Genomic DNA, 14,294 nt, shown 5'->3' with positions numbered 1-14,294 from the left:
AATTTCATTAGCAAATTAATGAGATTAACCGACGTTACTGCCCATGTTCGCGACATGGCTCCACAAACGTCCCGTCACGGCTGTCGATTTCATTAAAAAACCATACGCCCGTCGGATAGTCTTCAAGAGAAACCAGATACATAGTCCCTTCGTTGAATACCTCTACGGCCAGAATGACGCCCTCGCGCCGCGGGCCGCCGTCTGTTTTTACCGTCACTCGATCGTTAACCTGCATACCGTTCCCCATCATTTGCGATTGGCATCAGTGTATGACAAAACCCAGGGGGAAGGACACCGCCCCGCACCAATCCGGCCTCGCTCTCAGCGTAGCCGCCGCCCGGATTTTCACTTTCTTAACGGTTTGGCCGCAGAATCTTAAGCCGGCCTCACGTAGCCTGTCTTCAGGCGTTTCCCCCCCAGAGAAGCGCTCGCAAATGAAGAAGTAACAAGGAACTTTTGCCCGCAGACTTGCGGGCTTTTTTTTGCGCACCGCCGAATTGCAGGCATAAAAAAACCCGCCGCAGCGGGTTTTTTTCAATCAGCGGTAGACGCCAATTAGATAGCGGTAACGTTAGCCGCAGATGGACCTTTCGCACCGTTCTCGATAGAGAACTGTACGTTCTGGCCTTCAGCCAGGGTCTTGAAGCCTTGATCCTGGATAGCAGAGAAGTGTACGAATACATCTTTGCTGCCGTCTGCTGGGGTGATGAAACCAAAACCTTTAGCTTCGTTGAACCACTTCACTTGACCTTTGATCAGGTTAGACATGTCTATCTTCCTTCAATAATAAATGTAAGCCGCTATGGGCGATATAGCCGGTCATCAGTTACTTATGGAGGCACTGGAAAGGAAATTCGTCAGAGAAGGGCTATCCGGGATAACGCTTTTAATTTGAACTACTTTACTCAAAATGTCGTGCATAAATAGGTCTGTACCACAGGCCGGTAAGCATTAACTCACGAGCGGGCGGCAATAGCAACTCTTTTCGCCTCGTCGTGCCGTTTACCTCGGCTAAACGCACAGGATTTGACCCTGTTTGTCGACGCTATCGCCGAGCGTCTTCTCCTTACCGGCCAAGACAAATGATAGTAATTATCGTTACGCTGTTTTATAGTTGCACAAAGAAATCATTCAGGGAGATTCACTATGCCGAGATGGCTCACATTACCGGCCGCCAGCGTTACCGCCCTGCTGGCCTTTGCCGCTTGCAGCGCCCCGCTGGGCGCGCTGGAGCTGAATTATCAGCCCCCAGAGCCCAGCGTTTCCCCGCCCCCAAAACCGGTGGCTCCGCCGGGGCCGCCCCCCAAGGCGGCGAAACCGCCGATTACCTGGGCAGAGGCACGCGACAAGAACGGTTTTCGCGTCGATATCGAATGCGATCATCCAGGCTGCAGCAAGCCGCGCGCCAAACCTTATCCCGCCTATGAAGGCCCGGTGAAGAAAACCGATCGCCGCCGCCAATCCGATCCTTACTCCACCAATCAGGATCCCGATTACAACATTCAGTTGGGCTATGAGTGGTAGCGGCGCTTTCGGAGTAATACCTATATCAGCCGCCCTCGCCGCTGCATAAAATAGCGCCAGTTCACCACTCCTCCTGGTGTTGAACACAACAAGCTGTGTTGCAAATCTTTATGCGCCTCCCTATAGGCGCTTTTTTTTTTGCTCCTCCCTCATACCCGATTACAGATTGCTCTCATTGCCCCGTAAAGTGATGAATGTCACAAATACGCCTCCTTGCCATTCTTATTCGGAGGTGATGTTCATGGCCACAGGATCCCTTGCCCTCTTGGCTGCCTTGGCCGGCATTGCGGGCTATTCGCTCTATAAGCACTTCAAATCTCAGAAGAAAAGTACATTCATTCGCCCGCACGATCGGTAATCGATAACGTGTTTACACCGCGAAGGCGCGGCACGCCGCACGCCGCGCCTTCGTGGACCGTCATGTTTTCATCACAAAATTGTCACACTATGGCCATATGATGATTCGCGATTATCCGCTCTGGCTTAACACCAAGGATTTCGCCCATGACCATAATTAAAGCTGCAAACCATCAGGAAGCAGAAAAGCTCATCCGCGCCGGCACAGCCAAGAAAATCGAACTGGCCTACGATATCGGCAGCGATGACTTCTTCCAGCTTGCCAGCCTGTGGTGCGATAAAGGCGCCAAGATCTCCAAAGGGAAAGAACACTTTATCGTCTCGTTAAAAGGGTTCCGCATCCCCCCTAACGATTGATATCCAGCCGCCCATCGCGGCGGCGTCCTCCCTTCCTCGCAAAACCGCTCTATTCGACCACGCGCACCTCATTCGATTTCGCTAAGCTAACAGCAGACTTTATTGCGGGCGTTCCGCCTGGATAACCACGTCCGCCACGATGAGGAGAATGAGCATGTCAACAAATGCAGCGCAGCCCGGCACGATGAAAGCCATTGAGATCAGCCAACCGGGTGCTCCCGAGGTTCTGGTCGTCACCGAACGCCCGGTGCCCGTCCCGCAAGCGGGCGAACTCCTGGTGAAAATCGCCGCCGCCGGCGTTAACCGCCCCGACGTGCTGCAGCGTCAGGGGAACTATGCGCCACCGCCCGGCGCTTCGGATATCCCCGGCCTGGAAATCGCCGGCGAAGTCGTCGCCATCGGTGAAGGCGTGACCCACTTCGCGCTCGGCGATCGGGTTTGCGCCCTCATCGCCGGCGGCGGCTATGCCGAATACTGCACCGTGCATGAAAGCAATGCGCTGCCGGTGCCGGCGGGCCTGAGCCTGACCGAGGCCGCCGCGCTGCCGGAAACCTTCTTTACCGTCTGGGTCAACGTGTTCCAGCGCGGCCACCTCAAAGCCGGCGAAACCGTGTTGATCCACGGTGGCACCTCCGGCATCGGCACGGTCGCCACCATGCTGGCAAAAGCCTTCTGCGCGCAGGTGATCACCACCGTTGGTTCCGAAGAGAAGCGCCAGGCCAGCCTGGCGCTGGGCGCCGACGTGGCGATTAACTACCGCAGCGAAGATTTTGTCGCACGCACCAAAGACGCCACCGACGGCAAAGGCGCCGATGTGATCGTCGATCTGATCGCCGGCGACTATGTGGCCAAGAACTATCAGGCCGCGGCGATGGAAGGCCGCATCGTACAAATCGGCACGCAAAATGGCGTGGTAAAAGAGCTCAATCTGATGCCGCTGCTGTTGAAACGCCTGACCCATACCGGTTCAACGCTGCGCTCGCGCAGTGTCGCGGACAAAGCGCAGATTGCCGCCGATCTGCACGAGAAGGTTTGGCCGCTGCTGGAGCGCGGCGTGCTGAAGCCACAAATTTTTAAAACCTTCCCGCTCGAACAGGCCGCCGCCGCGCATGCGCTGATGGAGTCCAGCGAGCACATCGGCAAGATCATGTTGACGTTCTGAAACCGTTCCCCGCAGCCTGCGCTGCGGGGAAACCGATGCCGCGCTCAGGGAATGATGCCGCGGCGGCGGAACTCATCGAACAGCGAGAAAAACATGGCTTCGGTTTCGACAAACTGATCGAAACCGAAACGCCGCGCCTTGCTGCCGTCCGCGAACATGTCATAGTCCCAGGAAAAGACGAAGTCGGCGAAACGCCAGCCGGCCACCGCGCGATAGTCCGGTTCGGTCAATTGGTGCCGTTGCACCAACTCTCGCCACAGCATCGCTTTGTCCGCCATCATGCTCTCCAACGGCATCGGCAGCGGCGGCGCGCATTCCAGCCCGAAGTAAGCGGCGATTTTTGGCCACATCTCGCTCCAGCGAAACAGATCGCCATTGTTGATATTAAACGCCTGATTGGCCGCCGCCGGTTCGGTCGCCGCCCAGAGCGTGGCGCGCGCCAACAGCCCGGCATCGGTCATTTCCAGCAGGCTGTGGTAAGCGCCCGGTTTGCCGGGGAAACGCAACGGCAGCCCAAGCGCTTTACTGATCGACGCGTAAACCGCGATGCTTAACGCCAGGTTCATCGGATTGCCGAGGGAGAAGCCCCCCACCACGCTCGGGCGAATGGCGCTCCAGTGCCAACGTTTGCCGGCCTGACGCTGCGTCAGATACTGCTGTTGCGCCACGTTAAACTCCGGCGGCATATGCCCGGCGTCGCTTTCGCGCGCCGGTGTTTTAAACGGCCCCAAATGGGCGCCATACACCTTGTAGCCCTGCATCAGGCTGATATGCTCCAGCGCCGGCGCGATCGGCTCCAGCCCCTCGACGACGTGTTGCAACATCTGCAGATTGGGCGCCACCAGGCCCGCCCAATCCGGCGCATCCTGATAGGCGGCATAGAAGACGTGGCTAATCGCGCTCAGCGGCCGCAGCGCGTCGCGCGTTGCCTCCGCATCCAGCAGGTCCACCTGCAGGTGGCGCACACCAGGCGCCGGTTCCCCACCCCGGCGCGAGACGCCCACCACAGGCCAGCCCTGGCCGGTCAGCTCCTCAATCAATCGGCGCCCTATTACGCCATTGGCGCCGATCACCAATGCCTGTCGCTTTGCGTTCATCTTGTCACTCCTCGGGTTGTCGATGCCCCGAGTGTTATTGAGTAGCACTACTTGAGGTAGACGAGAACCTCCACTAACACTAATAAGAAAAACCTATAGGCAAGATCGACATGGATAAGCTGAACGCAATGAAAACCTTTGTGCGGGTGGCGGAGCTGGGCAGCCTGTCGGCCGCCGCTCGCGATCTGCGCTTGACGCAGCCGGCGGTCAGTCAGCAAATCGCCGGTCTGGAGCAGGAGCTGGGGGCACAGCTGCTGTTTCGCAGCACCCGGGCAGTCTCCCTGACCGAGGCCGGCAGCGGTTATTATCAACGCCTCAAAGCGATTCTGGCGGCGGTCGACGAAGCGGAAGAGGCGCTGCACGGCCAGCGCCACCGGCTGCAGGGCAACCTGCGCCTTCACGCACCGACCGGATTCGGCCAGCGGCACGTCACGCCGCTGGCCATCGCTTTCCAGCAGCGCCATCCGGACCTCACCATCGAGCTGCTGCTGGACGATCGTCGCGCCGACGTGATCGGCGAAGGCATCGACGTGGCGCTGCGCTTCGGCGAACTGCACGCGCCCGGCATGGTGGCGAAACGGCTGGGCGAACTGCAACGCCTGCTGGTGGCGTCACCGGCGTATCTGGCAGAGCATGGCGCGCCACGCTCGCCGGCGGAGCTGGCAAAACATGCGCACATTCGCTACAGCGGATTGAACGACGGGGATACGCTCACCCTGATCGGCCCGCACGGCCCCGAAATAGTGGCGCTGCGGCCCACGTTCCGCGCCAACAATACGCTATCGCTGCTGACGGCCATCGAGGCAGGGCTTGGTATCGGCGGCGCTCAGCGGCCGTTGATCGGCGAGCAGCTGGCGACAGGGGCGCTGGTGCCCGTATTGCCGGAATACCGCTATCCGCCCATGGCGCTGCACGCGGTCTATCCCGCATTACGATTTATTCCGGAGAAAGTGCGCGCCTGGGTGGCGCATCTGCAACAGGCGTTGACGGCGATCGAGGGAATTAGCGGAGTGAATGCCCCCGGCCAGACGCCGGGAGCATAAGCCTTATTTGAACAGTTTGCCGACCATGTCGCCCAGTTCGTTGCTGTCTTGCTGCACTTCGCCATTTGGCGAAGCGGCATCCGCGACCGTTGGCAAGAACTGTGCAATGGTGCTGGAGGCCTGAGCCGGATCGACACCCAGCTTTTCAGCCAGCTGATTAATCGCATCGCTACCCAACGCCTGCTGTACGTGATCGCCGGTAATCGGTTGGTTTTCGCCATTGCCGAGCCAGGAGCCGACGATATCGCCGAACTGCCCCTGACGAAACTTGTCCAAAATGGCCTGCAGGCCACCTTGTTGCTCAACCCACTGCATAATGGCGATGTAATCGATGCCTTTGCCACCGTTGGCGCCGCCGCCCAGAATGTTACCCAATACGCTATCGAACAGACCCATGATATTCCCCTTTCAGCCGATACGGCCCGCGCCGCACCGCCGGATTGATTTCACGAAAAAGGGCCGCCGCGGCGACCCTGTTGAGCAACGGCTGCTTAGCCTTTGATCTTCCTGTAGACAAAAAGCACCACCAGGGCACCGATTACCGCCACCACAAAGCTGCCCAGGTTAAAGCCGTCAACGCGACCCATACCGAAGAAGGTGCTGATATAGCCGCCGACCACGGCGCCCACGACCCCCAGTACCACGGTCATAATAAACCCGCCGCCGTCTTTGCCCGGCATAATCCATTTGGCCAGGATACCGGCGATTAAACCAAAAATGATCCAGGAAATGATGCCCATCTTTACTCTCCCTATTACCTTTTGCCTAACAGAAATCCTATTACCAGGCCCACGACGGCGCCGGCGCCTATCCCCGCCCAAGGATTATCCTTGATGCAGGCACATGATTGCTCGAGCGCCGCTTTTACACCGCTGCGCACTTCGCAGGCGGTGGTTTTCACGTAGTCGCTCGGTTGCTCAACACCGTTTAGATCGTCATTTTCATATGACATGTCAAATCCTTACAGACCAATCCTCTGAGAATTGCGTCACATGTTTCACGCCCGGCACCGCCCGCCCCGCGATCTTGCTCCGGGCAATCTGCCCGCTGCCGCTCAATGCAGGGCGTACGGCGACAAACGCACAACTTCACACTATGACTATAGTAAAAAATCAGCGGTTTACCCATTTCCGTCCGTCTGAATTTCACCGTACAAAAAACGATCTAATTTCATCCTGCTGTCATCTCGACAGACTAAACTTTAAACAAATCTCCGGGAGGAAACGCCCATGTTCAATGCCCCGTTCATCCTGATTCTCGCACTGCTGTACGCGCTGGCCGCCGTTTGGGACGGTTCCGCCGCGTTACTGTTTCTTTAAGGTTACATAGCGGTTGTCACTTTTGCGATGCGCTTAATTGTGTCTTTATTTTTCAATTGCGTCAGCCGGTTGAAATAGCGGTAAATATCCTCCTTTTCCTCGGTAAAAATCCTAACTTGCCCCGTTATCCGTGCGTTGCTAAATAAAGCGCAAAAAAAAGCATTAATGGAAAACCCTATTTAGCACCAAATGTTCTATCATTCGCCGTATAACAATTTGGGTTAAGGTCCCATTGGGAAAGAAAAGGAAGAACAGGAAAAATGCTTTCAAACCAACGCTTTGAGCGCGAATTCTTGCGCCCTCGTTATTGGTTGCTGTGGATAGGGCTAGGAATGCTCTATCTCTTGGTGTTACTGCCCTACCCGCTCATATATCGGCTTGGACACGGCCTCGGCAGAATAGCCATGCGCCTGATGAAACGCCGGGTAAAAATAGCGCGCCGCAATTTAGCACTCTGCTTCCCCGCAATGCCCGCCGCCGAGCGCGAGGCGCTGATCGTCAAAAATTTTGAGTCCGTCGGCATGGGCCTGTTCGAAGTCGGCATGGCCTGGTTCTGGCCCGACTGGCGCATCGCCCGCTGGTTCAAGGTGAGCGGCATGGAAAACATGCAGCTGGCACGCCAGGACGGCAAAGGCGTTCTGCTGATCGGCCTGCATTTCCTGACGCTGGAACTGGGCGCGCGCATTTTCGGCATGCAAAATCCCGGTATCGGCGTGCATCGCCCGCATAACAACAAGCTGATGGAGTGGGTCCAGACCCGCGGCCGGCTGCGCTCGAATAAGTTCATGATCGATCGTAAAGATATCAAAGGCATGATCCGCAACCTGAAACAGGGGGAAATCCTGTGGTACGCGCCGGATCACGATTACGGTCCGCAAAGCAGCGTGTTCGCGCCGTTCTTCGCCGTTGAAAACGCCGCCACGACAACCGGTACCTTTATCCTGGCGCGCATGGGGCGGCCGTCGATCGTGCCTTTCGTGCCGCGCCGGCTGCCGCATGCGCAGGGCTATGAGCTGATCGTACAGCCGCCGCTGAAGGACTTCCCGCTGGACGATGAAACGCGCGCGGCGGCCATGATGAACCGCGTGGTGGAAGAACAGGTGCTGCTGGCACCCGATCAGTACATGTGGCTGCACCGCCGGTTTAAAACCCGTCCGCCCGGCGAACCTTCGCTGTATTAACGCCCTCGTGCCTTCGCCCGCCACACCGCTGGCGAAGGCGCGCTCGCCTCGCACAAGCATTCTTCGCCAAGGGAACTACACTAATAAGTCACCGACGGCAATCATTGCCGCCAGCAACCATTTCTTCCTGCCCGCGGGCCGGTCGTTGCCTGTCGGGTCACAACCGAGGTCAATGTCATGCTGGTACAACCCTATCTGTTTTTCAGCGGTAACTGTGAGCAAGCGATTAACTTCTACGTGCAGCAGTTGAATGCCAAAATTGAAATGGTCATGCGTTACAAAGACATGCCCGAAGAGGCTCGGCAAGGCGGGCCACAGGACGTCAACCCGGAGGCGATCATGCATGCGCGCCTGCTGATCGGCGACGGCGTGCTGATGGCCTCCGACGGCTGCCCGCAGGACGACAGCGGCGGCGCTTCCCATAAAGGCTTCTCGCTGTCGCTGAACCCCAGCGATGCGGAGCAAGGGCGCAAGCTGTTCGATAATCTGGCGCAGGGCGGCCAGGTGACGATGCCTTACCAGGCCACCTTTTGGGCCAAAGGCTTCGGCATGCTGACCGATAAATTTGGCGTCAACTGGATGATCAACGTCGAATAACCCGCCATGGCGCCGCTAGCTATAGCGGTGCCAGTCATACGCCGCCTTGGCGAACAGCACGAACAGCAGCGCCAACAGCACCAAACCCAACCGCCAGTAGGGCGATCGGCGGCGCCGCCAGGCGATGTACATCATCCCCGCCAGCGCCCCCAGCGTAAGGGGGTAATACACCGCCAGCGTCAGTAAAGCGATCATGATGTAATCCGACATTGACTCTTTACTCCGTAGTCTTCACACCGCCGCAGAGGCAGATTGCGGCATGCCTTTCTCCGTATCGCCTCGTTAAGGGCTAGAGGTCTGGCGCATTTATGCATAAAATATAGGATTGCTCTTAACTCAAATTGAATAGTAATCAAACCACAAGGGTGACATGACTCAGCAGCAACCCATACAGGATGCCGTGCCGCCGCGCAGCGTTAAAAGCTCCCCATTATTATTTCAGGCCGGCGTGTTTGTCATCATCGTTGCCGCCACGCTGATCCTCTTTAACAGCTGGCAAATCTGGAACGCGCACCAGCGCGATCTGCGCAGCGCCGAGCATGAATCCGCCAACCTCGCCCGCTCGCTGGCGCAGCACGCCGACGATACCTTCATGCAGGTGGACGGCAATCTGCTCGATCTGACCGAACGTCTCCAGAACGACGGGCTGGGCCCATCGCAGCTGACGCGGCTGCAGCGCGTCATGCAGACGCAGGTCGGCAATCTGCCGCAGCTGCATGGGCTGTTTATCTACGATGCGCGCGGCCGCTGGCTGGCGACCTCCTCGGGCAAGTTCATCAAGAACGCCAACAACGCCGATCGTGATTACTTCAAATACCATCAAAACCGCGACGGCGGCGGTCTGTACATCGGCAAGGTGATCCGCAGCCGCACTAGCGGCGATCTGATCATCCCCGTATCACGGCGCTTCAACAACCCGGACGGCAGCTTTGGCGGCGTGGTGCTGGCGACGCTGTACGTCGATTATTTCCGCCAGTTTTACGACAGCTTCGCCCTCAACACCGACGCCTCGTTGAACCTGCTGCTGGCGGACGGCACCATCCTTTACCGTCGCCCTTACTCAGCGGCCTCGATCGGTAAAAACATCGCCAAGGGCGTGTTGTTCAGCGAAATTTTACCGCATTCGGAGTTCGGCAACGCCACCATCACCTCGCTGTACGACAAAGTGGAGCGCATCTACGGCTATTCGCGGGTCAATCGCTTTCCGCTGGTGATCGCCGCCGGGCTGTCGAAGCGCGACGCGCTGGCGGACTGGCGCACCGACGCCGGCCTGTTTGCCGCCGGCGGCCTCTCTCTGCTGATGATCCTGTTGGCGATGGGCATGGTGCTGCTGCGGCAAATCAAGCACAGCATGCAAACCGAAGCCGAGCTGATGCGCACCCGCGATCAGCTGACCAGCATCAACCAGATGCTCGAAGAGTTGGCGCTGCTGGACGGCCTGACCGGTCTGGCCAATCGCCGCCAGTTTGATATCGCGCTGAAGAACGAGCTGGCGCGGGCTTCGCGCAACTACCGCAGCGTGGCGCTGCTGATGCTGGATATCGACTACTTCAAGCAGTACAACGACAGCTATGGCCACGTCGCCGGCGACCAGTGCCTGCAGCAAATCGGCCAAACGCTGAAGGGGCTGGCGTGCCGCAGCAACGACATTCTGGCGCGCTACGGCGGCGAAGAGATGGGGATTATCCTGCCGGATACCGACGTGCAGGGCGCGCTGATTTTCGCCGAACGCGTCATCCAGGCGGTGCGCGATCTGAAAATTCCGCATCAGGGCAACCCGCACGGCATCGTTACCATCAGCATCGGCATCTGCGCCAAAGTGCCGCATATGTACAACGATACGCCGATCAGCTTTATCAATGAGGCGGACAGCGCGCTGTATCAGGCCAAGAAAAAAGGCAAAAACTGCATTTACGGCGCTTAAGCAATCATCGGGTCACCAAAATTTGGCGGCCCGATTTATTCACCCGGCAAAAATGAAATAGTTTCCCTCCGCAACATTATTTCACCGACTCGCCCCGCTCTCTGAATGAAATAACGCCAATAAATAAGCAGGATATTAATTTACAATATAATTCAATAAGATAAGAATTACGCCATTCAACAACCCATTCGTGCCATTTTTGATTATTCGTGCCTACGCCAGGCCCCGTTTAGCCCCCGTTTACTATTTATTGGCGTTGCCGGTGATACTCTTATCAGGACTATTCTATATATCAGGAAGCCATCGCACGCTTCGGCGCACTGCGCCCTGCTGATACATCCATAATAGAACCCGCAAATTTCACGTTGCAATTGGGCGACCGGCGCAAAAATTTCTGGCGCCGCTCCAGCCAGCCACTGCGCAAGCCAGTGCAGCCAACCACGCGGCAACCTGAAAGACGGGAATAAAGCGATATAGATTTGCAAGGAGATCTCATGCCTACTGGCGATATTACGCGTGAACGGGCCGTTCTGACGCTGCCGTTGCGACAATGGGCGGCGCAAGAAGCCTCCAGCGCGGTCAGCGAACTGGAACAGGGCAAGGTGCTGTTTCTGCCCGAGCTGGCCTTCACCCTGTCTGAGCAGGAAATGCCGCTGCTGGATCCGGCGTTGGTCGATCCGAAGCGCAAGAACATCAGCTATCAGCCGCTGTCCGGCAAGCTGACCGGCGTCGCCGTCGCGGAACGCCGGCAGCAGGTTCAGCAACTGCTGGAGCGCTATTACCAGTCGTGCCGTCAGCTGATCGCCGGGCTGTTGCCCGAGTATCAGGAGGCGCTGCACCACCCAACCGGCAGCCTGCGTTTGCATCCGGTCTCCGCCTGGCGCGCCAATAGCTCCTGGCGCAAAGACGACAGCCGGCTGCACGTCGACGCTTTCCCGTCGCGCCCGAACTACGGCGAACGCATTCTGCGCATTTTCACCAACATCAATCCGCACGGTGAACATCGCCAATGGCGGGTCGGCGAGCCGTTCCCTGAGCTGGCTGAACGCTTTATGCCGCGTCTGGCCCGCTATTCTGCGTTAAGCAGCTGGCTGCAGCACCAGGTGCGCATCACCAAAACCCGCCGCAGCCATTATGACCACCTGATGCTGCAGTTGCATGACGCCATGAAGGCCGATGGCGATTATCAGCAGCGTGGCCCACAGCTGGCGCTGGCGTTCCCGCCGGGCAGCAGCTGGATTTGCTTCTCGGACCAAACGCCGCACGCCGCGATGGGCGGCCAGTTTATGCTGGAACAGACCTTCCTGCTGCCGGTGAATAAAATGCAGGATCCGCAACGTTCACCGCTGAAAGTGTTGGAACAGCTGCGCGGCCAGCCGTTGATCTGACTGATTTGCCGCCGTCGGCGTTACCGGCGGCGGCAAACGCGCATCACGCCTCGAAATCCCCCTGTTGGCGCGCCACCAGCGTCAGAATGCTGTACAGCGCCACCGGCTGCTGTTCCTGATTCAACACCTGCACATCCCACACCACTACGCCGTGCGGGCGATCTTCGGCGGTTTTCTGCGGCTTGCGGATTTTCTTTTTGCAGGTCAACCGCACCTGAATGGTATCGCCGATCTTCACCGGCTCGATAAAGCGCAGATTCTCCATGCCGTAGTTGGCGATCACCGGCCCGACGGCGGCGTCAACAAACAGCCCGGCCGCGGCGGACACCACAAAGTAACCGTGCGCCACCCGTTCGCCGAACAGCGAGTCGGCGGCGCCGATCTTGTCCATGTGCGCGTAGAAATGGTCGCCGCTCAGGCAGGCGAAGTTGACGATATCCGCTTCGGTCACGGTGCGGCGCGCGGTCAACAGGCTGTCGCCCAGCTGCAGCTGCTCGAAGTATTTCCGGAACGGATGCACCGGATGCTCGACGACCGGCGCGCCGCGCACCCATTCGCCGCCGATGGCCGCCAGCATCGCCGGGCTGCCCTGGATCGCCGTGCGCTGCATATAGTGCTTCACCGCGCGCAGCCCGCCCAGCTCTTCACCGCCGCCGGCGCGCCCCGGGCCGCCGTGCACCAGCATCGGCAACGGCGAACCGTGGCCGGTGGACTCCGCCGCCGCCTGCTCATCCAAAATCAACATGCGGCCGTGGGCGCAGGCCGCCGCGCGAATGAAGCGCTTGGCCAATGCCGGATCGGCAGTCACCAGCGATCCCGCCAGGCTGCCCTGCCCCAGCAACGCCAACGCGATCGCCTGCTCGGTATCCGCATACGGCATCAGCGTCGCCACCGGGCCGAAGGCCTCAGTGCCGTGCACCGCCTGATGGGTGAGCGGATCGGCGCAATACAGCAGGGTCGGCGGATAAAACGCCCCGCCGCGCGCACCGTCACCGAGGACTTCCAGCTTATCCTGCGCCGCGCCACAGAGTGGTTCGCAGCCGTTGCGCAGCAGGAAATCCACCTTGCTTTGCACATCATCACGCTGCTCGTGGCTGACCAACGCCCCCATGCGCACCTGTTCCAGCTGCGGATCGCCCACCGTCACCCCCGCCAGGCGCTGCAACAAGGCCTGACGCACGGCCGCCACCTGCGCCGCCGGCACGATGATGCGGCGGATCGCGGTGCATTTCTGCCCCGCCTTGGCGGTCATTTCACGGCACACTTCTTTGATGAACAGCGCAAACTCGGGCATCTCCGGCGTCACGTCTTCCGCCAGCACGCAGCAGTTGAGCGAATCCGCTTCCATGGTGAACGCGATCGATTTCTCCAGCAGGCGCGGGTGTGCCCGCAGCCGCTGTCCGGTCTGCGCCGAACCGGTGAAAGTCACCGCATCCTGGTAATCCAGGTGCGCAAGCATGTCGCCGACGCCGCCGCAAACCAGCTGCAGCGCCCCTTCCGGCACCAGCCCGCTGTCGACGATCAGCCTGACCATCGCCTGCGTCAGCTGCGCGGTAGCGGTGGCCGGCTTGATGATGGCCGGCATGCCCGCCAGCCAGGTCGGCGCCAGTTTTTCCAGCATGCCCCAGCACGGGAAGTTGAAGGCGTTGATGTGCAGCGCCACGCCGGGGCGCGAGGTCAGCACGTGGCGGGCGGCGAACTGCGCCTGTTTCGACAATGGGATCAGCTCGTCTTCCGGCCACAGGGTATCGTCCGGCAGATCGCGGCCGGCCATGCCGGCATAGGCGAACAGCGTGGCGATACCGCCCTCAATATCAACCCAGCCGTCGCTGCGCGTCGCGCCGGTTTGATAGGAAATCTGATACAGCGCCTCTTTGTGCGCCAACAGGTGTTTCGCCACCGCTTTCAGCATCTGGGCGCGCTGCTGGAATGTCATGTTCGCCAGCGCCGGGCCGCCGTGGCTGCGCGCATAGCTCAGGCTCGCCGCCAACGGCAGGCCGTCGGAGCAAACCTGGTACAGCGCCTCGCCGGTCACGGCGTGGCGGATCTCGCGCCCCTCTCCCTGCCCGTACACCCAGGCGCCAGAAAGATAACTGTGTAACTGCTGCATGTGCCCTCCGAAATTCATAAATTTTCACCATATAGCTTAATTACGTATCACATAAATACCAGTCCGCGCCAAACCAAATTTTAACAAAAAGAAAACAAAAGGCGCTTTCAGGGCATTTGACCTGCCATAAACAAGGAATTAATCACTTTATTTATCAAATAAAATCAACAAAATAACAAATCACCTTGTGAGTAACCTCGCAAAACCACATGAATTACGTTTGATCTTTTTGTTA

The 14,294-nt window shown here is 58.7% G+C and carries 16 protein-coding genes; 8 read left to right on the top strand and 8 right to left on the bottom strand.

What is annotated here, in order from left to right:
- Positions 1-34 precede the first annotated feature (34 nt).
- Both dsrB and cspE read right to left on the bottom strand, forming a co-directional pair.
- Positions 35-235 (bottom strand): protein DsrB, encoded by a 201-nt coding sequence (gene dsrB, locus ACUXAC_RS03900; protein WP_225528640.1) that lies wholly within the window; start codon positions 233-235, stop codon positions 35-37.
- Positions 236-555: 320 nt separating this feature from the next.
- Positions 556-768: a transcription antiterminator/RNA stability regulator CspE gene (gene cspE, locus ACUXAC_RS03895; RefSeq protein WP_049201327.1), complete on the bottom strand. Its 213-nt coding sequence runs from the start codon at positions 766-768 to the stop codon at positions 556-558.
- A gap of 378 nt (positions 769-1,146) precedes the next feature.
- Here cspE and ACUXAC_RS03890 point away from each other — a divergent pair, with 378 nt between their 5' ends.
- The 3 genes from ACUXAC_RS03890 (at position 1,147) to ACUXAC_RS03880 (ending at position 3,400) form a co-directional block, all read left to right on the top strand.
- Positions 1,147-1,524, top strand: a complete 378-nt coding sequence (locus ACUXAC_RS03890; RefSeq protein ID WP_060430257.1) for a hypothetical protein — start codon at positions 1,147-1,149, stop codon at positions 1,522-1,524.
- Positions 1,525-2,028: 504 nt separating this feature from the next.
- Entirely contained in the window at positions 2,029-2,238 is a 210-nt protein-coding gene (locus ACUXAC_RS03885) for a hypothetical protein (RefSeq protein WP_004935132.1), read from the top strand.
- Positions 2,239-2,392: 154 nt separating this feature from the next.
- Entirely contained in the window at positions 2,393-3,400 is a 1,008-nt protein-coding gene (locus ACUXAC_RS03880; protein ID WP_149571189.1) for an NAD(P)H-quinone oxidoreductase, read from the top strand.
- Between the two features lie 44 nt (positions 3,401-3,444).
- Here the strand turns inward: ACUXAC_RS03880 and ACUXAC_RS03875 are convergent, their stop codons facing one another.
- Positions 3,445-4,497: an SDR family oxidoreductase gene (locus tag ACUXAC_RS03875; RefSeq protein ID WP_225528639.1), complete on the bottom strand. Its 1,053-nt coding sequence runs from the start codon at positions 4,495-4,497 to the stop codon at positions 3,445-3,447.
- Between the two features lie 110 nt (positions 4,498-4,607).
- Here ACUXAC_RS03875 and ACUXAC_RS03870 point away from each other — a divergent pair, with 110 nt between their 5' ends.
- Positions 4,608-5,540, top strand: a complete 933-nt coding sequence (locus ACUXAC_RS03870; protein ID WP_060439675.1) for a LysR family transcriptional regulator — start codon at positions 4,608-4,610, stop codon at positions 5,538-5,540.
- 3 nt (positions 5,541-5,543) lie between these two features.
- Here the strand turns inward: ACUXAC_RS03870 and ACUXAC_RS03865 are convergent, their stop codons facing one another.
- The 3 genes from ACUXAC_RS03865 to ACUXAC_RS03855 form a co-directional block, all read right to left on the bottom strand.
- A complete protein-coding gene (locus ACUXAC_RS03865; RefSeq protein ID WP_049201337.1) occupies positions 5,544-5,936 on the bottom strand; it encodes a YidB family protein in 393 nt (130 codons plus the stop codon).
- A 95-nt stretch (positions 5,937-6,031) separates the two neighbouring features.
- Positions 6,032-6,280, bottom strand: coding sequence for a GlsB/YeaQ/YmgE family stress response membrane protein (locus tag ACUXAC_RS03860; RefSeq protein ID WP_019453501.1), 249 nt, complete (start codon positions 6,278-6,280; stop codon positions 6,032-6,034).
- A 14-nt stretch (positions 6,281-6,294) separates the two neighbouring features.
- Complete coding sequence (locus tag ACUXAC_RS03855) at positions 6,295-6,492, bottom strand: DUF883 family protein (RefSeq protein ID WP_033635087.1); 198 nt, start codon at positions 6,490-6,492, stop codon at positions 6,295-6,297.
- A gap of 627 nt (positions 6,493-7,119) precedes the next feature.
- On the opposite strand from ACUXAC_RS03855, the gene ACUXAC_RS03850 reads away from it, so the two are divergent.
- Positions 7,120-8,040, top strand: coding sequence for a Kdo(2)-lipid IV(A) acyltransferase (locus ACUXAC_RS03850; protein WP_060420607.1), 921 nt, complete (start codon positions 7,120-7,122; stop codon positions 8,038-8,040).
- A 177-nt stretch (positions 8,041-8,217) separates the two neighbouring features.
- The gene (locus tag ACUXAC_RS03845; protein ID WP_047730371.1) at positions 8,218-8,637 is read left to right on the top strand and encodes a VOC family protein; all 420 of its coding nucleotides are present in this window, start codon (positions 8,218-8,220) and stop codon (positions 8,635-8,637) included.
- 15 nt (positions 8,638-8,652) lie between these two features.
- On the opposite strand, the gene ACUXAC_RS03840 is transcribed toward ACUXAC_RS03845, so the two are convergent.
- Entirely contained in the window at positions 8,653-8,847 is a 195-nt protein-coding gene (locus tag ACUXAC_RS03840; protein WP_084827610.1) for a hypothetical protein, read from the bottom strand.
- 160 nt (positions 8,848-9,007) lie between these two features.
- Here ACUXAC_RS03840 and ACUXAC_RS03835 point away from each other — a divergent pair, with 160 nt between their 5' ends.
- The gene (locus ACUXAC_RS03835) at positions 9,008-10,561 is read left to right on the top strand and encodes a sensor domain-containing diguanylate cyclase (RefSeq protein WP_060420601.1); all 1,554 of its coding nucleotides are present in this window, start codon (positions 9,008-9,010) and stop codon (positions 10,559-10,561) included.
- 494 nt (positions 10,562-11,055) lie between these two features.
- Entirely contained in the window at positions 11,056-11,949 is an 894-nt protein-coding gene (locus tag ACUXAC_RS03830; RefSeq protein WP_060420598.1) for a Kdo hydroxylase family protein, read from the top strand.
- 43 nt (positions 11,950-11,992) lie between these two features.
- On the opposite strand, the gene paaZ is transcribed toward ACUXAC_RS03830, so the two are convergent.
- Positions 11,993-14,059, bottom strand: a complete 2,067-nt coding sequence (paaZ, locus tag ACUXAC_RS03825; protein WP_308343515.1) for a phenylacetic acid degradation bifunctional protein PaaZ — start codon at positions 14,057-14,059, stop codon at positions 11,993-11,995.
- Between the last annotated feature and the right edge of the window lie 235 nt (positions 14,060-14,294).

The sequence above is a fragment of the Serratia sp. 121840015-1 genome (genome assembly GCF_053627655.1).
The sequence above is the reverse complement of the archived record's forward strand: the minus strand, read 5'-3'. Positions and strand labels throughout refer to the sequence as shown.